This is a genomic window from Arthrobacter globiformis, assembly GCF_046536215.2.
Lineage (GTDB): Bacteria > Actinomycetota > Actinomycetes > Actinomycetales > Micrococcaceae > Arthrobacter > Arthrobacter globiformis_E.
On record NZ_CM143421.1, the window covers coordinates 1,331,584 to 1,349,975 of the forward strand.

The 18,392-nt window shown below is 67.6% G+C and carries 17 protein-coding genes; 4 read left to right on the forward strand and 13 right to left on the reverse strand.

Annotated elements, in window-relative coordinates; genetic code table 11:
* Positions 1-169: 169 nt before the first annotated feature.
* Positions 170-1,147 (reverse strand): transcription termination factor NusA, encoded by a 978-nt coding sequence (gene nusA / locus R5O87_RS06015; protein ID WP_076798160.1) that lies wholly within the window; start codon positions 1,145-1,147, stop codon positions 170-172.
* On the reverse strand, positions 1,147-1,764 hold the full coding sequence (gene rimP / locus R5O87_RS06020; RefSeq protein WP_410558317.1) for a ribosome maturation factor RimP: 618 nt from the start codon (positions 1,762-1,764) through the stop codon (positions 1,147-1,149). The genes nusA and rimP overlap by 1 nt, the downstream gene beginning before the upstream one ends.
* A gap of 105 nt (positions 1,765-1,869) precedes the next feature.
* On the opposite strand from rimP, the gene R5O87_RS06025 reads away from it, so the two are divergent.
* The 3 genes from R5O87_RS06025 to R5O87_RS06035 all read left to right on the forward strand — a co-directional run bounded on the left by R5O87_RS06025 (position 1,870) and on the right by R5O87_RS06035 (position 5,210).
* Complete coding sequence (locus tag R5O87_RS06025) at positions 1,870-3,090, forward strand: DUF4439 domain-containing protein (RefSeq protein ID WP_410558318.1); 1,221 nt, start codon at positions 1,870-1,872, stop codon at positions 3,088-3,090.
* Positions 3,091-3,207: 117 nt separating this feature from the next.
* On the forward strand, positions 3,208-3,951 hold the full coding sequence (locus R5O87_RS06030) for a VIT1/CCC1 transporter family protein (protein ID WP_410558319.1): 744 nt from the start codon (positions 3,208-3,210) through the stop codon (positions 3,949-3,951).
* 191 nt (positions 3,952-4,142) lie between these two features.
* Positions 4,143-5,210 (forward strand): aminoglycoside phosphotransferase family protein, encoded by a 1,068-nt coding sequence (locus tag R5O87_RS06035; RefSeq protein ID WP_410558320.1) that lies wholly within the window; start codon positions 4,143-4,145, stop codon positions 5,208-5,210.
* Positions 5,211-5,262: 52 nt separating this feature from the next.
* Here the strand turns inward: R5O87_RS06035 and R5O87_RS06040 are convergent, their stop codons facing one another.
* The 11 genes from R5O87_RS06040 to dxr all read right to left on the reverse strand — a co-directional run bounded on the left by R5O87_RS06040 (position 5,263) and on the right by dxr (position 16,783).
* The gene (locus R5O87_RS06040) at positions 5,263-6,714 is read right to left on the reverse strand and encodes a pyridoxal phosphate-dependent decarboxylase family protein (RefSeq protein WP_410558322.1); all 1,452 of its coding nucleotides are present in this window, start codon (positions 6,712-6,714) and stop codon (positions 5,263-5,265) included.
* A 57-nt stretch (positions 6,715-6,771) separates the two neighbouring features.
* Complete coding sequence (locus tag R5O87_RS06045) at positions 6,772-7,566, reverse strand: sulfite exporter TauE/SafE family protein (protein ID WP_410558323.1); 795 nt, start codon at positions 7,564-7,566, stop codon at positions 6,772-6,774.
* Positions 7,567-7,581: 15 nt separating this feature from the next.
* Complete coding sequence (locus R5O87_RS06050; protein ID WP_410558324.1) at positions 7,582-9,393, reverse strand: proline--tRNA ligase; 1,812 nt, start codon at positions 9,391-9,393, stop codon at positions 7,582-7,584.
* Positions 9,394-9,708: 315 nt separating this feature from the next.
* The gene (locus tag R5O87_RS06055; RefSeq protein WP_410558325.1) at positions 9,709-10,476 is read right to left on the reverse strand and encodes a hypothetical protein; all 768 of its coding nucleotides are present in this window, start codon (positions 10,474-10,476) and stop codon (positions 9,709-9,711) included.
* A 38-nt stretch (positions 10,477-10,514) separates the two neighbouring features.
* Positions 10,515-11,402 (reverse strand): GNAT family N-acetyltransferase, encoded by an 888-nt coding sequence (locus R5O87_RS06060; protein WP_410558346.1) that lies wholly within the window; start codon positions 11,400-11,402, stop codon positions 10,515-10,517.
* Entirely contained in the window at positions 11,365-12,531 is a 1,167-nt protein-coding gene (ispG, locus tag R5O87_RS06065; RefSeq protein WP_331573793.1) for a flavodoxin-dependent (E)-4-hydroxy-3-methylbut-2-enyl-diphosphate synthase, read from the reverse strand. The genes R5O87_RS06060 and ispG overlap by 38 nt, the downstream gene beginning before the upstream one ends.
* A 39-nt stretch (positions 12,532-12,570) precedes the next feature.
* Positions 12,571-12,864: a YciI family protein gene (locus R5O87_RS06070; RefSeq protein WP_354261805.1), complete on the reverse strand. Its 294-nt coding sequence runs from the start codon at positions 12,862-12,864 to the stop codon at positions 12,571-12,573.
* A 25-nt stretch (positions 12,865-12,889) separates the two neighbouring features.
* A complete protein-coding gene (locus tag R5O87_RS06075) occupies positions 12,890-13,423 on the reverse strand; it encodes a hypothetical protein (RefSeq protein WP_410558327.1) in 534 nt (177 codons plus the stop codon).
* Positions 13,420-14,130, reverse strand: coding sequence for a MarR family transcriptional regulator (locus R5O87_RS06080; RefSeq protein WP_410558328.1), 711 nt, complete (start codon positions 14,128-14,130; stop codon positions 13,420-13,422). The genes R5O87_RS06075 and R5O87_RS06080 overlap by 4 nt, the downstream gene beginning before the upstream one ends.
* Positions 14,131-14,217: 87 nt before the next feature.
* Positions 14,218-15,549: a M50 family metallopeptidase gene (locus R5O87_RS06085; RefSeq protein WP_410558329.1), complete on the reverse strand. Its 1,332-nt coding sequence runs from the start codon at positions 15,547-15,549 to the stop codon at positions 14,218-14,220.
* A 19-nt stretch (positions 15,550-15,568) separates the two neighbouring features.
* Positions 15,569-16,783 (reverse strand): 1-deoxy-D-xylulose-5-phosphate reductoisomerase, encoded by a 1,215-nt coding sequence (gene dxr / locus R5O87_RS06090; protein ID WP_410558330.1) that lies wholly within the window; start codon positions 16,781-16,783, stop codon positions 15,569-15,571.
* Positions 16,784-16,925: 142 nt separating this feature from the next.
* Here dxr and R5O87_RS06095 point away from each other — a divergent pair, with 142 nt between their 5' ends.
* Positions 16,926-18,371: a lipase maturation factor family protein gene (locus tag R5O87_RS06095; protein WP_410558332.1), complete on the forward strand. Its 1,446-nt coding sequence runs from the start codon at positions 16,926-16,928 to the stop codon at positions 18,369-18,371.
* Positions 18,372-18,392: the final 21 nt, after the last annotated feature.

Genomic DNA, 18,392 nt, shown 5'->3' on the forward strand with positions numbered 1-18,392 from the left:
GCGCACGAACACGCTGATGCCGGCCGCTAGGCGCGGCCAAGTTCTATTCTAGCCCCTTACGGGGCCCATACCCGAAACCAGAAACCGAAACTGCCCGCCGCGGGGGCGGGCAGACCGGTCAAGCCAAGGGCCTGTGCCGGACCGTTATTCCGCCGTCCGGCCGGTGCTTCTAACCGCGCGGAGCGGCAGCGTCGGAGACGATATCGATCCGCCACCCCGTCAGCTTGGCGGCCAGGCGGGCGTTCTGCCCCTCCTTGCCGATGGCAAGGGAGAGTTGGTAGTCCGGCACCACGACGCGGGCCGAACGGGTGGCCTCGTCGGTGATGGTGACTGAATTCACGCGCGACGGCGACAGTGCGCTGGCGATGAAGGTGGCCGGATCCTCGCTGAAGTCAACGATGTCGATCTTTTCGTCGTTCAGTTCGGTCATGACCGCCCGCACGCGCGAGCCCATTTCACCGATGCACGCACCCTTGGCGTTGATGCCCGGGGTGTTCGCCTTGACCGCGATCTTGGTGCGGTGCCCGGCCTCGCGGGCCAGGGCGACGATCTCCACGGAGCGGTCGGCGATTTCCGGGACCTCCAGTTCGAAAAGCTTCCGAACCAGGCCCGGGTGCGAACGCGACAGGGTGATGGACGGGCCCTTGGTGCCGCGGTGCACGTCAATCACGTACGCGCGCAGCCGGTTCCCGTGGATGTACTTCTCCCCCGGCACCTGCTCGGGCGGCGGAAGCAGGGCTTCCACGGTGCCCAGGTTGACCTGGATCATGTGCGGGTTGTTGCCCTGCTGGATCAACCCGGCAACAAGTTCACCCTCGCGGCCCTTGAATTCGCCCAGGACGTTGTCGTCCTCAACGTCGCGCAGCCGCTGCAGGATGATCTGCCGGGCGGTGCTGGCGGCGATGCGGCCGAACCCGGCGGGCGTGTGCTCGAACTCGCCGATGGGTGCGCCGTCATCGTCGATTTCCGTGGCCCAGATGGTCACGTGGCCGCTCTTGCGGTCCAGCTCCGCCCGGGCCTTCTCGAAGGCGCCCGGTGACTTGTGGTAGGCGACGAGCAGTGCCTGCTCGATCGTGGGGATGAGGAGATCCAGCGGGATTTCGCGCTCACGCTCCAGGAGTCTCAGCGCGCTCATGTCAATATCCATCAGGCCTCCTCAGAAGGTCCATTGTGCTCAGTTTCCAGACCGGCCTCGTCGAGGCGGCTGAACTCAATTTCGACTTTTCCGCTGCGGATCTTGTCGAAAGGAAGTTTTACGGGGTCGCCCTGCCTGGGCTTCATGCCCTTTTTCACGGCGATTTCGGGGACGATGGTCACGCCGGCGTCGTCGACGGAGCTGATCCTGCCCGTGACGTTCTCGCCCTGGATCACGTTGACGTTGACCATGCGGCCGCGGGCACGGTGCCAGTGCCGGGGCTCGGTCAGCGGCCGCCCAACGCCTGGCGATGAAACCTCAAGGTCGTAGGGCCGGGTGTCGGTGCCGGGGTCGTTGTCCAGGATGTCGGAGAGTTCCTTGGAGATGTCGGCGATGACGTCAAGGCTCACCCCGCCCGTTTCTTCCTGCGGCAGATCCACTACGACGTGGACCACGCGGTTGGAACCTGCGATGTGGATGGCAACATCCTCCAGGTAGAGCCGGTGCGACTGGACTGCGGGTTCCAGCAGCGCCCGGAGGCGTTCAGCCTCGGGATTGTGGACAGCCGCGGGTTCAGCCTTTCCCGCGTCGGTCCGGTCTGATGAAGTCGTGGCTTCTGCATTGCTCACGATGCCGGCCGCCTCCCGTTAGATGATGTTGTGACTACTAGCGTAGCGATTTTCCGGGCGCCTTGGTGCACGGACTTCCCGCCGGCCGTGACAACATGGTCTGTTGTGAATGACGACAGCGGGCGAAAAAGAACGCCGGCCAGCTATCTCCGGTACGGTCTGCTGGCACTCGCCGCATTCCTGGTTCTGAGTCTCGGTTTTGCCCTGATTCCGCGCGAATCCCCGGCACCGGCGGCGCCTCCCTTCTCCGAGCAGGCGCGCGCCGCCGCCCTCGCCGAAACCCTGGACCTGAGGACGGCCAGCCAGCAGCTTGCGGACGGATCGTCCGGCGCCCGGCGCCAGCTGTTTTCGCACACTGTGACTTTGCTGACTACGCAGGCGCGGGCGCTCCTTCTTCCCGGCGGCGCCACTTCCGGTTCAGGGGCCGGCGCAAGTTCAGGGGCCGGCCGGCAGTTGGGAACCCCAGGGCAATCCGGAACCACAGGGCCCACCGCCACGGCATCATCAGGCGCAGCACCCTCTGGCACGGCCACGCTGCCGGCCTTGGTGGCCGCGCTGTCCAAGAGCGGCAAGGCACGTCTCGCCAATGCCGAGAGGGCCGACGGCGGGATGGCCCGCCTGCTCGCCGCGGTAGGAACCGCTCAACTGCTTCAGGCGACGACGCTGGCACAGGCTGCAGGGACACAGCCGCCTGCGCTGCAGGCGCCGGCGGCAACGCAGCGCAACGCGGCCACGGCATGCTCCGTGGCCACCCCTTCGGGCAGCAGCACCGGATCACAGGACGGCGCCCAGTCCGGCAGCGGTGGCCAGCCTGCCCAAACGGCGGACCCGGCTGGCAATGCCACGCTGGCGGCCGCCCTCAGCCGGGTGGTCCGGACAGAGGTCGAGACGGTCTACGGCTACCAGGTGGCCCTGACGCGCCTTGACGGGTCTGCCGCGGACCAGGCCGCCGCCCTGCTGGCCACCCACGAAACCCTGGTTGGCCAGGCAGAGACGTACACCCGTGTTCACTGCGCGTCAGTTCCTCCCCGTGAACCGGGCTACACACTGGGCACCTCGTTCCTGCAGAAACCAGCTGCGGGGCTGGCCAGCCTGGAAGCCGGTACGCTCCCGGTCTACGGGGACCTGGTGGCCCTGAGTGACGGTGAGACCCGGCGGTGGGCCGTCTCCTCACTCGTTGCAGCGGCCCAGAGGACAATGCGCTGGGGATCCGATCCGGGGCCCGTACCCGGCATTGTCCTGGACACCGCGCTCCTGCCGAAGCTTCCGGAACCGGCGGGCTCGGCGCGCCAGACCGACGGCGGCGCGGCAGCACCCGCATCCTAAACGCGGGGCGGGCTGTCCCCTCCGGCTGAAGGTCCCTGTTCGCTTCGGCGGAGTGTCAAGGCTCGGCCGGCGACATCGCACTGGCAGGCAGCTGCCCCCAAGTGGTTTGCTGGAGCCATGGATTCAGCGGACAAATCGGCGTTGCCCCCTGACGGGCAGCACGCCAATGAACCCCACGGCAACGACATTGTGCACCGCCTGAACTGGCTGCGTGCAGGTGTCCTGGGAGCCAACGACGGCATCGTGTCGGTAGCGGCGATTGTGGTGGGCGTGGCCGGTGCGACCAGCGAGCACGGCCCCATCCTCGCTGCCGGCGCCGCCGGACTCGTGGGCGGTGCCGTATCCATGGCCCTGGGCGAGTACGTCTCCGTCAGCAGCCAGAGCGACAGCCAGAAGGCAATGATAGAGAAGGAACGGCGCGAGCTTGCCGAGGAACCGGAAGAGGAGCTTCTGGAGCTCGCAGCGATCTACCGGAGCAAGGGCCTCAGCGAGGAAACAGCCCGGAACGTCGCCCGGGAACTCACCGAGCACGATGCCCTGGCCGCACACCTGTCCGCCGAGCTCAACATCGACGAACAGGACATCGTCAGCCCCTGGCATGCCGCCTTCGCCTCGGCCATCGCCTTCACGCTGGGGGCCATGCTGCCGATGCTCGCCATCCTGCTGCCGCCGGAAAACATTCGCGTCGCCGTGACCTTTGGCGCCGTTCTGCTGGCCCTGGCTGTGACGGGCGCTGTCGGGGCGTGGATCGGCGGCGGATCGAAGGTCCGGGCGGCTGCACGGGTGGTGGTGGGTGGCGGCCTTGCCCTGGCTGCGACGTTCACCATCGGCAACCTGCTGGGCGCGAGCGGCATCGTCTAAGGCCGGCGGCAGCATCGTCTGGGGGCGCCGGCGGCATCGTGCAGGTGTCACCCAAGCCATCGGCGAGGAGTTTTTGTCCATTTGTCGCGACTTCGAGGGCCTTCAGCGGCCATTATCTGGACAAAAACTCCATGCCAAGCGTCCCGTTCCACCTACCCGGTCCGTTAGGCGTCCTCAACTACGCTGGAGCTGTGAGCCCGCCAGCAGACGTTCCCATTCCCCCGGACCTGACTCGCCGCTATTCCCGCAGCTCCGCCGGCCGGGCCTGGCTGGCGTCGTTGCCGGACATGATCCGTGGCCGGCTTGAGCAGTGGCAGCTTGAGCTTGACCTTGAACCCGGAGCGCTTCCGTGGAGCGGACACGGCGGGGTTGTGGTGCCGGTCCGCGCAGCAGGATCGGCCGCCGCACTGAAGGTGGCCTTTCCGCACGATGAAGCCCTGGTGGAACGCCACGCGCTGGCGCTCTGGAACGGCCACGGCGCGGTGAGGTTGCTGGCCTCCGACGCCGGAACGTGCTCCATGCTCCTCGAGCGCCTGGATGCGGGCAGGTCGCTTCGGACCGAGCCTATGGACATCGCCATTGAAGTGTGGGGCAGCCTGCTGCGGCAACTCAGCCTCCGGCCCGACAGCCGGCCGCAGTGGCAGGAATTCGTGCACGTGGCCGCAAGGGCGGAACAGTGGAGCGACGACCTGCCCGCCGAATGGGAACAGCTGGGGCGTCCCTTTCCCCGGTGGCTGCTGGAAGCCGCTCTCGAGGTCTGCCAGACGCGCGGCGCCGTAGGCCGCCGATCCTCCGAGGACGTCCTGGTGAACACGGACTTCCACTATCTCAACATCCTGGCCAGGCTGGACGCCCCCGGACCCGGGTCCGGGATCACCGCAAACGTGAATGCCGCCGCCGACGGCTTTGCCGCCATCGACCCCCAGCCGATGGTGGGGGAGGCCGAATTCGCCGTGGCTCCCGTGCTCTGGAACCGGATCCCGGACCTGCCGGCATCGGATCCGGCCGGCGGGCTGCTGGCGAGGTGCCATGACTTCAGCGCGGCGGCCGGGCTGGACCCGGAGGTGGCCCGGCAGTGGAGCCTGGCCCGGGAAGTGGACAACGCGCTGCACTACGCCTCGAGGCCGGGCCACGGCGGCGACATGGCGCGCTCGCTGTGGGTGGCCAGCACCCTTGCCGGGCGGACCCTGGACGGGCTTCCGGCTGCCCACGACTTGCCCGAACCGGGCGAGGAAGCCGTGAGTTCCTCCCCGCCGTAGGAAACGTTCGGTGGGTAGGAACGTTCAGTAGGTAGGAACGTGCGGGCGGTAGCTAGCGGACCGCTTCGACTGCCGTCCGCACCGCCTCAACGGCGGTGGCGACGTCGTCGGCGTCGGTGGTCCAGTTGCTGACGGATATCCGCACCACGTCCCTGCCGTGCCAGCGCGACCCGGACATCCAGACCCTGCCGTCGGCGATAAGCCGATCCGCCACGCGCCGGGTTGTGGCGTCGTCCCCGAAAGCCACCGTGATCTGCGTGTAGCCGACGTCGTTGAGCACTTCCACCCCGTCAATGGCGGTGAGCTTCTCAGCGAGCTGGGCGGCGGAGGAAGCCAGGCGGCCGATCTGTTCGGCCACGCCGTCCCTGCCCAGGGACTTCAGCGCTGCCCAGACGGGCACTCCCCTGGCCCTGCGGGAGAGCTCAGGCACCCGCTGGCTGGGGTCACCGGAGCCGTCGGCATCCTGGAGGAGGTAGCTGGCGTTCAGCCCCATGGCGCTGCGCAGCGCCTGCGCGTCCCGAACCGCGACGACGCCGCAGTCGTAGGGGACGTTGAGGCTCTTGTGGGCATCGGTGGCCCAGGAGTCGGCGCCTTCCACGCCCGCCGTCAGCCCTGCGAGTTCCGGAACGGCCGCAGCCCACAGTCCGAAGGCCCCGTCCACATGCACCCAGGCACCGTGTGCTTTGGACACCGCAACAGCCGCGGCGAAGGGGTCGAAGGCTCCGGAGTGAAGGTTTCCGGCCTGCAGGCACACCAGCACCAGCGCACGGCCAGGCCCCTGGACTCCGCCAGCTTGGGCGCCGGCCGAACGCTGCGCGGAAGCATGCTCCAGGGCTATCCGGTCCAGGGCACAGTCCAGCTCCGCGGCGTCGATGCGTCCCTGGCTGTCGGCCGGAACCACTGTGGGGCTGCCCATGCCCAGGTAGCGCAGCGCGAGGTCCACGGTCTCGTGCCGTTCCTGCCCCACCAGGCAATGGATCCGGGGCGCGCCGAAGAGCCCGTCGCGTTCCAGGTCCCAGCCCGCGTCCTTCAGGAGCCGCCACCGGGCGGCGGCGAGTCCGGTGAAGTTGGCCATGGTGGCCCCGGTGACAAAACCGACGTCGGACTCCTCCGGCAGACCCAGCAGCTGCAGCAGCCAGTGGCCGGCGGCATCCTCGATGGCGGCGATGGCGGGTGTGGCGTAGCGGAGTACCGAGTTCTGGTCCCAGGAACTGACCAGCCAGTCCGCCGCCATGGCGGCCGGGAGGGTGCCGCCGATCACCCAGCCGAAGAAGCGGCCGGACGGCATGGCCATCAGGCCCGGCTCGGCATGGCGGGCCAGGTAGTCCACCACGTCGGCCGGGGCCATGCCGGACTGTGGCAGCGCTCCGTCGAACGCTGGGGCAAGTTCCCGGGCTGTCTGCTGCGGACCTACCCGGCGGCCGGGCTGGCTTTCCAGCCAGCGCGTGGCGTGCCGGACGGCTGCGGCCAAGGCATCCCGGTACGGTTCCGCACCGGCTGACATAGAGGCATGCTACGCCGTCCCGGGACTGCCCGCGAGGACACACTCACGCGAACCGGCTCACGCGAAGTTCTCCTGCCAAACGTCGAAGGCAAGCTTCACGATCAGGGCGAAAACCACCACGAGGAACACCACACGCACAAACTTGCTCCCCTGCCTGACGGCAGTGCGTGCGCCGAGGTAGCCCCCGGCCATGTTTGCCGTGCCCAGCAGCAGGCCGACTCCCCAGAGCAGTGAGCCGTGCGGGAGGAAGAATATGAGCGCCCCGGCGTTCGTCGCCATGTTGACGATTTTCGCCTTGGCGCTGGCCTCCAGGAAGGCGTACCCCATCGCCGAGACCAGCGCGATCACCAGGAACGATCCGGTGCCGGGTCCGATCAGGCCGTCGTAGAACCCGATCACGGCGCCGATGGCGCAGGCCACCACGTAGTGCGTATGGCCTTCATGCCTCAGCTCGGTCAGGTGTCCGGCGTCGGGCTTGAGGGCTGTAAACAGGGCGACCGCCACCAAGGCCACCACGATGATCGGTTTGAACACCTCCGCCGGCAGCCGCGTGGCCAGCAGGGCCCCGCCGAAGCTGCCGGCCAGCGCGATCACTGCCATCGGCAGTGCCGTCCGCAGATCGGGCCGGACGCGTCCGTAGTAGGTCACGGCGCTGGTGGTGGTGCCGAAGATGGAGCCCATCTTGTTGGTGGCCAGCGCCTGTACCGGGGTGATCCCCGGCACGAGCAGCAGCGCCGGAAGCTGCAGCAGTCCGCCGCCCCCCACGACGGCGTCCACCCAGCCTGCGGAGAATCCAGCCACCACTATCAGGACGATAGTGGCAAGCTGGATCGATTCGAACCCCGAAACCACTGAGCGGGTCGGGCGTCAGTTGCTGCGGACGGCGTTGACCACGAAGTCAACGGCCTTGTCCACCGCCACGTTTTCCGCCTCGCCGCTGCGGCGGTCCTTGATTTCGACGACGCCGTCCGCCAGTCCGCGGCCGACGGCCAGGATGGTGGGGACGCCGACAAGCTCGGCGTCGCCGAACTTGACGCCGGGGGAAACCTTGGGCCGGTCGTCGTAGATGACCTCCAGGCCGGCGCTTTCCAGCTCGAGGGCGAGCTGCTCAGCGGCGGCGAAGATCTCCTCGCCGCGGCCGACGGCCACGACGTGCACATCGGCCGGAGCCACGGAGCGGGGCCAGACGAGGCCCTTGGCGTCGTGGTTGGATTCCGCCAGGGCGGCCACGGCACGGGTGACGCCCACGCCGTAGGAACCCATGGTGACCACCACCTGCTTGCCGTTCTGGTCCAGGACCTTCAGTTCCAGCGCCTCGGCGTACTTGCGGCCCAGCGCGAAGATGTGGCCCATCTCGATGCCGCGGGCGATTTCGAGCGGACCGGAGCCGTCCGGGGCCTCGTCACCGGCGCGCACTTCGGTGCACTCGATGACGCCGTCCCAGGTGAAGTCGCGTCCGGCCACGAGGTCATAGACGTGCTTGCCCGCCATGTTGGCGCCGGTGATCCAGGCCGTGCCGCTGACGACGCGCGGATCCACCAGATACAGGAGCTTGGCGGCGCCTTCCAGGCCAAGGAGGGGTTCGTTCAGGGACATGCCCGGGCCGAGGTATCCGCGCACGATGAGCGGGTTGCGGGCCAGGTCCTCCTCGCCGGCTGCTTCCACGGCGATCTCGCCGGCCACCGGGAGGTAGGCGCCGATGTTGGCCTCGACGCGCTTGAGGTCGACACCCCGGTCGCCCGGGACACCAAGGACGACGATCTGGCGCTCCCCGGTGGGCAGGGTGACGGCGAGAACGACGTTCTTAAGCGTGTCGGCGGCAGTCCAGGGGCCGCCGTCGGCCTCGCTGCGCGGCGCGAGCTCATTGGAGGCAGCCACGAGCGTGTCGATCGTGGGAGTGTTCGGGGTATCCCGGATCAACGCGGCCGGGGCGTTGGTGAAGTCGATCTCGGCCGGCGCCACGGTGGTTACGGCTTCGACGTTGGCGGCGTAGCCGCCGGCCGAGCGCACGAAGGTGTCCTCTCCGACCTCGGTGGGGTGCAGGAATTCCTCACTCCGGGACCCGCCCATGGCACCGGCCGTGGCCGTCACGGGGATGACTTCCAGGCCCAGGCGCTCGAAGATCTTCAGGTACGCCGCCCGGTGGGCCGCGTAGCTGGCGTCCAGTCCGGCGTCGTCGACGTCGAACGAGTAGGAGTCCTTCATGATGAATTCGCGGCCGCGGAGGAGGCCGGCGCGCGGACGTGCCTCGTCGCGGTACTTGTTCTGGATCTGGTAGATGCTCAGCGGCAGGTCCTTGTACGAGGAGTACAGGTCCTTGACCAGGAGAGTGAACATCTCCTCATGCGTCGGGGCCAGCAGGTAGTCGCCGCCCTTGCGGTCCTTCAGCCGGAACAGCCCTTCGCCGTACTCGGTCCAGCGGTTGGTCGCCTCGTAGGGCTCCTTGGGGAGCAGCGCCGGGAAATGGACTTCCTGGGCGCCGATCTCGGCCATCTCTTCGCGGATGACCTGCTCCACCTTGCGCAGCACGCTCAGTCCCAGCGGCAGCCAAGTGTAGATGCCCGGAGCGGCGCGGCGGATGTAGCCCGCGCGCACGAGCAGCCGGTGGCTGGCCACCTCGGCGTCGGCGGGGTCTTCACGCAGGGTGCGCAGGAAAAGCTTGGAGAGTCGAAGAACCACGGGTAGGTGTCCGTTTCTGGGGGAAGTGCTGATTGTCTGGGTACTAATCTACCGGCTGGACAGCAGTACAGGTTTCGGGGCCCTGTGGCAGCTGAACAGAAAAGCCACGCCCCGCAGGTGAAGCCCCTGGCCGTTTCCGGCTGGTCATCCCTGTGGTGGCGTGGCTTCGCGGCCGGTCATGCCGCTAATTCTCGTGAGACCACCCGAGTCCGAAAACGCGGTTAGAAAGAACCTATGTGATAGCCGTCACCGATACAAATTCAGTTTGGCTGGGCGGTGTCGGGTGGCGCGGTCTTGGCCGCCGGACCGGACCGGCTACTTGACCAGCGCTGCGGCCGAGTCCAGGAGCTTTCCGGCCCTGGAGCTGGCTTCCGCCTCGCTTGCGCCACCGATGGCAAGAACGGTGATCAGGACTCCGCGCTTCACTGCCTGCGTGGTGACCATGGACTGCGTCCGGCCGTCCGGCAGTCCGGTATCCGTCCTGTAGGCGACAGTTCCCGGTACGGAGCCGATGCCGCTGAGCTGGGTGACCGTGACGGAAACCCGCACGCCCGACACGGTCATCGACATGTTCGCGCACTTCTTCAGCTCCGCGGCCTGGGCAAAGCTCTTCTTCAGAAACGCGGCATCCAAGCCCGAAGTAAGCGCAATGGCCGTAGTGCCACCGGTCGCAGCGTCGACGCTGGTACCCATCGCGGCCGCCGCGCCCGCTACCGACGGCGCGCTCCCGGCGACCGCGAGTTCCCGGCATACCGCAGGCTCCACGGCTGCCGACGCCATCATGCCCTTGCTCTGCTCAACGCTTCCTGAAAGGTCGGCGCTGGACATCACGGACAGCTTCTTGCCGCCGGCGTCGCGCAGCTGGCCCACCAAGGCTGTCAGTTCGGCGCTCGTGTATTTTTTGATCGGCGCCGCGGTGGGTGTCGGCGTCGCTTTCGGGCTCAGCGCGGCGGCGGGAGTGGACGTGGCGGACGGAGATGCCGTGGCCGTCGCTGCGGCAGAAGTGTTCGCGGGGCTGCCGCAGGCGGACAGTCCGGCCGCGAGCAGTGCTGTGGCAGCAAAAATTTGCAGAGCTGATTTCAAGTTGTTCCCCCAATAAATGAATGTGCCGGCGGCGCCCGCTAGAAGAGAACTGTAGCGAAGGTCCCCACTTGCTGGAAGCCGACGCGTTCGTAAGTGGCCCGCGCCCGGGAGTTGTAGTCGTTGACGTACAGGCTGGTGACGGGTGCCATTTTCTGGGCCAGCAGCACCACGGCCGCCATGTAGCCGGCGCTCAGGCCGAGTCCCCGGTGGCTGGGATTCATCCAGACGCCCTGCACCTGGGTCACCTCGGCGGTGACGGCGCCGAGCTCGGCCTTGAACACGACCTCGCCGTCCTTCAGGTGGACCAGCGAGTGGCCCTGGCGGATCAGACCCGCCACCCGGCGGCTGTAGAAGTCGCGGCCGCCGAGGTAGGGCGAGTAGCCAACCTCTTCCTCGAACATCGCCGCACATGCGGGAAGGATGGCGTCAAAATCTGCGTACTGCCCGTATCCCAGCTCCCAGTTCGGCTCCACGGCCGGGGCCCCGGTGATGGTCATGAGCGGTTGGGCGGGCCGCACCTCGTGGGCAACGTGGCCCAGCTCCTCCAGGTGGTGGTGCAGGGCCAGGACCGTGGCGGCCGGCCCGAAGATCGACGCATACCGGCGCCCGGAGCGGTGGGCCGCAGCAGCCACCGGGCCGGCCAGTTCGGGGGCGAGCTGCACGGGGACCAGGTTGGCCCCTGCCCAGCAGGCGCCAACCAGCACGTCGTCGTCGAAAACGCCCAGGACGTTCGCGCCGCCCGGAGTGGGCGCGGCGGAGTCCGTCGACTCCAGGTGCGCCAGGATGAACACATTCGCGACGGGATCAGTCTCTGCCAGTTCGCGCAGTTGACGGGTGTCCGCAACACCCAGTACCCGGACGGTGGAACCGTCCGGCGCGGCGCCGTCTTTATGAGACGCTAACCACGGGGCTACCCTTGACAGCATCTTCGCCATCGGCCTCCCCCATCTCTTCCGCGATACGCATGGCCTCTTCGATCAGTGTCTCAACAATCTGGCTCTCGGGGACAGTCTTGATGACCTCGCCCTTCACAAATATCTGGCCCTTGCCGTTGCCCGAGGCGACGCCGAGGTCAGCTTCCCGTGCCTCACCCGGGCCGTTGACGACGCAGCCCATGACGGCGACGCGCAGCGGGATCTCCATGCCCTCGAGTCCGGCGGTGACCTGCTCGGCGAGGGTGTAGACGTCCACCTGGGCACGCCCGCACGACGGGCAGGAGACGATTTCGAGCTTGCGGGGGCGCAGGTTCAGCGACTGCAGGATCTGGTTGCCCACCTTGATCTCCTCGACGGGAGGGGCGGAGAGGGACACGCGGATGGTGTCGCCGATGCCGCGCGAGAGGAGGGCACCGAATGCTGTTGCCGACTTGATGGTTCCCTGGAAGGCGGGGCCGGCCTCCGTCACGCCGAGGTGCAGCGGCCAGTCGCCCTTCTCGGCGAGCATTTCGTAGGCTGCCACCATGACCACGGGGTCGTTGTGCTTGACGGAGATCTTGAAGTCGTGGAAGCCGTGCTCCTCGAACAGGGAGGCTTCCCAGACCGCCGATTCGACCAAAGCCTCCGGGGTGGCCTTGCCGTACTTCTTCAGGATGCCCGGCTCCAGCGATCCGGCGTTCACACCGATGCGGATGGACGTGCCGTGGTCCTTGGCCGCCGCGGCGATCTCCTTGACCTGGTCGTCGAACTTGCGGATGTTGCCCGGGTTGACGCGCACAGCAGCGCAGCCCGCCTCGATGGCCGCGAAAACATACTTCGGCTGGAAGTGGATGTCCGCGATGACCGGGATCTGGGACTTCCGCGCGATGATCGGCAACGCCTCGGCGTCATCGGCCGACGGGCAGGCGACGCGCACGATGTCGCAGCCGGACGCGGTCAGCTCGGCGATCTGCTGCAGCGTGGCGTTGATGTCGGTGGTGGGCGTGGTGGTCATCGACTGCACGCTGATGGGGAAATCGGAACCGACGCCGACGGAGCCCACTTTGATCTGGCGCGTCTTGCGGCGCGGGGCAAGGACGGGCGGCGGTGCGGATGGCATTCCCAGGCTGACCGAGGTCACGTGGACTCCTTGTATTCGAAAATCGGTAGTGCGGGGCGGCTAGGCTGCGTGCTCAGCCAGGAGGCCGGTCACGGGTGCCCATTCGGTGGTCCGGGTGCCGGAAATCACGCCCGCAGCAGCGAAAGGATCCTGCCGCAGGAGCTCGTTGAGTGCAGCCTCGTCGGCCGCCTTGAAGATGAGCAGGGCGCCTGCGCCGTCGCCGTAGGGTCCGCTGGCAAGAAGAGTGCCGTCCTGCGCCAGTCCTGCAGTCCATTCGCGGTGGGCGGGGCGGGTGGCCGCGCGCGTTTCGGAGGACTCGGCGTCGTATACGTACTCAACAGCAAAAACAGTCATAGAGATACCCTATCCCGCGGCCGGGCTAGGCGAGGAGCACGACCTTCGTGAATGCGGCAACGCCCGCCGCCCAGAGCATGGAGGCCAGGGTGCCGATGATGAACCGCTCCGCAGCCACGGGCGTTTCCTTCAGTTCCGCGAACCGGCCCAGGCCCTTGATGGCCACCACATAGGCGATCGCCACGGGCTGCCCGGCCAGGATGGCCAGGCAGACAGCCAGCCGCTCGAGCACTCCGATGATGGCCCCGCCCCGGAGGATCCGTGTGGCCGACGCCTCGCCTCCGGGTTCCGCCGCGGCGCTTCCGGCGTCCACCGTGATGTCGCCGTTCACCGTATTGGCGCTGTCCCCCGCGGCCGGGCTGCCAGCACAGCTCCCAGCAGGGGCGGGACTGTCCACCGTCACATCCGCCGCCGGGTCGTCTTCGCTGTCCCGGCCAGCACCTGCAGCGGCATCGGCTTTGTCGTCGATGGTGCGGGCCAGGCGGAAAACCAGCGCCGTGACAGGCCAGCCCACGAACCCGGCCGTCAGCAGGGCTGCTGCGATCCAGACAGCGTTCACAGTTCTCCTCGGTTGTCGTCGCCGTCCTGGTTTCCGGAGGTGCGATTCTCCGGCATGAGGTTCCCAAGGATGAGGCGGTGGGCGGCGGCCAGCAGCGTTTCCACCGCCGGCCTTGCCGCCCATTCTTCCTGCCAGCCGGACCGCAGGACGGCCCGGCTCACCGACTGTTCGCTGATTCCCAGTTCCGCGGCGACCCGTTTCTGCAGTCCGTGACGCCCGGGGCCCTGCTCGGTGCCGGCCCCGCTCTTCGCGCGGAGGGCATCCACTACGCGCCATTGGGCCTCGGTCCGGTCCTGCACCAGCCTTCCGACCAGCCGCAGTACCGCCTCGGCGTTGGCGCACGCCGCGGCGGCTTCGCGCTCGCGGCTCCCCGCAACCACGGCCGCCGGGACATGGCTCGCGGCCGACTTGGCCCGCTCCACCGCTCGGCGCGCGGCAACGAAGGCCGGCCCGGATCCTTCGCGCGGGCTCGCCTCCGGCGGCAGGGTTCCCTGGCCCACGCCGATTCCCACATACCAGCGGCCGCTCCGCAGTGCATGCAGGGCCACGTCGACCACGAGGGCCGGGTCCTGCAGCACCCCTTGCACTTCGTCGCCGACGGAGCGTTCGAAGCGGACAGCAGGATGGCTGCCGAGGACTTCGAGGAGCTCGGGCACGCGGTCCACGTCGTTGGTGCTGCCGCGCTGGTCGATGGTCAGAACGTACATGACTAAACCGTATCCGGCCTATATCCCCAAATCAATCATTTAGAGCTGATTTCTTATAATCAGCCATAAAGAGATGATTATGGAAGATCAGCCGAACAGATTTACCGGCTTCACGATGTCTGCATAGATCAGCAGCGCACCCATTCCCATGAGCAGCGCGGCCACGACGTAGGTCACCGGCAGCAGCTTCGCAATGTCGAAGGCGCCCGGGTCGGGTTTGCCGAACAGCTTGGCCACCCGGCGCCGCACGGCCTCGTAGAGTGCGCCGGCGACGTGGCCGCCGTCGAGCGGGAGCAGCGGGATCAGGTTGAAAACGGCGAGGGCAAAGTTCAGTCCGGCGAGGAGTCCCACCAGGGCGGCCAGCCTTGCCTGTGCGGGGACTTCCTCCATGGCGGCCACCTCGCCGGCCACGCGGCCCACGCCCACCACACTGATGGGGCCGTTGGGGTCGCGGGGCTCTTCGCTGAACGCCGCCTTGGCGACACCGACCACCCGGGCCGGCAGGTTGAGCACTACACCTGCCACCTGCTTGATGTTCTCCCCCGCCATGGGAAGGACGGACGACGCCGGCTGGGGCACCAGGGCGGTCTGCGCACCGATGCCCAGGAAGCCGACGTCCTGGTACAGGAGCTTTCCGGCGTCGTCCTTGGCCTGGCGCCCGTCCGCTCCGACCACCGGGCGTGCGGACAGGACAGGGGTGACGGTGCTGGTCACCGGGGAGCCGTTGCGCTCCACGGTGATGGACACTTCCTTGCCGGCTGAGGCACGGATCCAGCCCGTCAGCTGGTCCCAGCTGGTGACGGGTTTCCCGTCGAAGGCGGTGATGACGTCGTTGGGCTTGAGCTGGGCCGCAGCAGCCGGTGTTGGCTTGCAGTCCGCCGAGTTTGGATCGACAGTCTCCCCAGCCTTCACCTGGCACTTGGAAACATCGGCGATGGTGGTGGTGGGCTCGGAAATGCCAAAGCCCATGAGCAGCACCGCCGTGAGCACGAGGCCGATCAGCAAGTTCATGGCCGGGCCGCCGAGCATGATGATGATCTTCTTCCAGACCGGAAGCCGGTAGAACACGCGGTTCTCATCCCCCGGTCCCACATCCTCGTGCGCCATGGAGCGGGCCTCGCTGGCCAGCGTCTGGAACATGCCGGTGCTGGACGGGCGCACGGAGCCGTCTTCCTTGTTGGGCGGATACATGCCGATCATCGACACATAGCCGCCCAGCGGCAGCGCTTTGAAGCCGTATTCGGTCTCGCCCTTTTTGGTCGACCAGAGCGTAGGACCGAAGCCGATCATGTACTTGGTGACGCGCACCTTGAACAGCTTGGCGGGCACCAGGTGGCCCACCTCATGCAGCGCAATCGAAACCGCGATGCCGACCGCCACAAAGACGACACCGAGGATAAAGAGGATGACGGGATTCATGCTTCAGATCTGCTGCTTCCTAGAGACTGCTCACTGCTAAACGTTCGTGGGTGCGCGCACGTGCCCATTTCTCAGCATCGAGCACGGATCCGACCGTCAGCCCGGAGGAACCCGAATGTTCGCTGAGGACGGCCTCAATGGTGTCCACGATGCGCGTGAACGGGATGTGCCCGGCGTGGAAAGCCGTCACCGCTTCTTCATTGGCAGCATTGAACACTGCGGGGTAGGTGCTTCCCTGCCGCGCTGCGTCCTTGGCCAGCCGGACGGCGGGGAACGCCGTGGAGTCCAGCGGCTCGAACGTCCAGCTGGTGGCCTGCGTCCAGTCGCAGGGGGTGGCCGCGTTGGGGACCCGGTCCGGCCAGCCCAGGCCAAGGGCGATCGGGAGACGCATGTCCGGCGGCGACGCCTGGGCGATCGTGGAACCGTCCACGAACTGCACCATCGAGTGGATCACGGACTGCGGGTGGACCACCACGTCGATCCGGTCCAGCGGGATGTCGAACAGCAGGTGCGCCTCAATGACTTCCAGTCCCTTGTTCACCAGGCTGGCGGAGTTGGTGGTGACCATCAGGCCCATGTCCCAGGTGGGGTGGGCCAGCGCCTCCTCCGGGGTGACGGCGAAGAGCTGTTCGCGGGTCCGGCCGCGGAAGGGCCCGCCCGAGGCGGTCAGGATGAGCTTCTCCACCTCGGCGGCGGTCCCGGAGCGCAGGCACTGGGCGATGGCGGAATGCTCGGAGTCAACCGGCACGATCTGTCCGTCGGCGGCGGCGGCCTTCACCAGTGAACCGCCAACGATCAGGGATTCCTTGTTGGCGAGCGCCAGGGTGGCACCGGATTCCAGCGCGGCGAGCGTGGGCGCCAGCCCGATCGAGCCCGTGATGCCGTTGAGCACCACGTCCGCCTTCAAGGCGGCGATCGTGGTTGAGGCGTCGGGGCCGGCGATGATCTCTGGACGGTAGTCCCGCACCCCGGCTGCCCGGGCGGCGTCGTTGATCAGGTCCCGGAGGCGTGCCGGATCGCCTTCGGCAATCCCTACGGCACCGGCCCGGGTGTGCACGGCCTGCCGGGCAAGCAGTTCGAGGTTGCCGCCCCCGGCGCTCAGCGCCACAACCACAAAAAGGTGGGGGGCGCCGTCGACGACGTCAATCGCCTGGGTGCCGATGGAACCGGTGGATCCGAGAATGACGATGGTGCGCGGCTGGCGGGCTGGACGGCTGGAGCCGGAAGTCTGCATGGCTTAAGTATCCCGCACCACCGGTGGCCCAAGGACGTGGGCGGGGGTGACGGTGAGCGGATGCCGCGCGCATGAATCATGCGGCCAGGCGTGCTTCCCCGGGCACCTTGACGCGATTCGGCGCGGGGGTAACGTGGTGCCCGTGGACGGGGCCGCGTGGTTCGATGCGCCGGACTATGAATTCGCCCGGCAGGTGCTGCAGCGCGGTGTTGCCGCACTGTATCTCGTTGCGTTCCTCTCCTCCCTCAACCAGTTCCCCGCCCTTCTCGGCGAGCGCGGGCTCCTTCCTGTTCCGGACTACCTGAAGGCCTTCAGCCGGATGCGCAGGCCCACGCTGTTCCGCTGGCGGTACTCGGACCGGCTGTTCCGGGCCGTCTGTGCGGTGGGGCTGGTCGTCTCCGGCGTGCTGGTCCTCGGTCTCCCCCAGCTGGGTCCGCCGTGGCTGCCGCTGATCGCGTTCCTGGCGCTGTGGCTGCTGTACATGTCGGTGGTCAACGTGGGCCAGACGTTCTACGGGTTCGGCTGGGAGATGCTGCTCCTCGAGGCCGGTTTTACCGTGGCTTTCCTGGGATCAGACCAGACCGACCCGCCCCGGACCATCCTGATCCTCGTGGCCTGGTTGGTGTTCCGGCTGGAATTCGGGGCCGGCATGATCAAGATCCGCGGCGGCCGCGAGTGGCGCGACCTCACCGCCCTGTACTACCACCACGAGACCCAGCCGATGCCGGGACCGCTGAGCCGCCAGGCGCATCTGCTGCCGAAGCCCTTCCACCGGCTGGAGGTGGTGGGCAACCACTTCGCCCAGCTGGTGGTGCCGTTCTTCCTCTTCGCGCCCCAGCCGCTGGGCAGCATCGCGGCGGGCATCATCATCTTCACGCAGCTGTGGTTGGTGGCCAGCGGCAATTTCGCGTGGCTGAACTGGATTGCGATCGTGCTGGCCTTCGCCGGCGTCAGCGATTCCGTGGCGCACACGGTGCTGCCCTTCATTCCGCTGGACTGGCACGATGCCGGGGAGACGCCGCTGTGGTGGCTTCTCATCACGCTGGCCGCGTCGCTGCTCCTGGTGGTCCTCAGCTACTGGCCCATCAAGAACCTGTTCTCGCAGTACCAGCTGATGAATGCCAGCTTCAACCGCTGGCAGCTGGTCAACACCTATGGCGCGTTCGGCACGGTGACCAAGCAGCGCATCGAGGTGGCGGTGGAGGGCACCCTGGACGAGGACCCGGACGAGGCGGCCGACTGGCGCGAGTACGGCTTCAAGGGAAAACCCGGCGAGGTGCACCGGCTCCCCCGCCAGTGGGCGCCCTACCATCTGCGGCTGGACTGGCTCATGTGGTTCCTGCCCCTGCGCACCGTCCACGAGGAATGGTTCTATGCCTTCCTCGGCAAGCTGCTGGAGGCTGATGCAGCCATGCTGCGGTTGCTGCGCCATGACCCGTTCGACGGCGAACGCCCCCGCTGGGTGCGCGCCCGCACCTACCTTTACCGCTTCGCCACCCGGGCGGAGTTCCGGGAGACCGGCCAGCGCTGGATCCGGACACCGCTCTACGAGGCGATTCCGCCCATTTCCCTGCGGGCAAGGAAATGAAGGCGGCTTGACTGCGCGGGA

What these genes read in the sequence shown, in the direction of transcription:
- nusA (WP_076798160.1), bottom strand. Translation starts at nt 1,147, where the DNA reads ATGGATATTGACATGAGCGCGCTGAGACTCCTGGAGCGTGAGCGCGAA.
- R5O87_RS06030 (WP_410558319.1), top strand. Translation starts at nt 3,208, where the DNA reads ATGGATTCAGCGGACAAATCGGCGTTGCCCCCTGACGGGCAGCACGCC.
- R5O87_RS06040 (WP_410558322.1), bottom strand. Translation starts at nt 6,714, where the DNA reads ATGTCAGCCGGTGCGGAACCGTACCGGGATGCCTTGGCCGCAGCCGTC.
- R5O87_RS06060 (WP_410558346.1), bottom strand. Translation starts at nt 11,402, where the DNA reads ATGCTGTCAAGGGTAGCCCCGTGGTTAGCGTCTCATAAAGACGGCGCC.
- R5O87_RS06070 (WP_354261805.1), bottom strand. Translation starts at nt 12,864, where the DNA reads ATGACTGTTTTTGCTGTTGAGTACGTATACGACGCCGAGTCCTCCGAA.
- R5O87_RS06080 (WP_410558328.1), bottom strand. Translation starts at nt 14,130, where the DNA reads ATGTACGTTCTGACCATCGACCAGCGCGGCAGCACCAACGACGTGGAC.
- R5O87_RS06085 (WP_410558329.1), bottom strand. Translation starts at nt 15,549, where the DNA reads ATGAATCCCGTCATCCTCTTTATCCTCGGTGTCGTCTTTGTGGCGGTC.
- dxr (WP_410558330.1), bottom strand. Translation starts at nt 16,783, where the DNA reads ATGCAGACTTCCGGCTCCAGCCGTCCAGCCCGCCAGCCGCGCACCATC.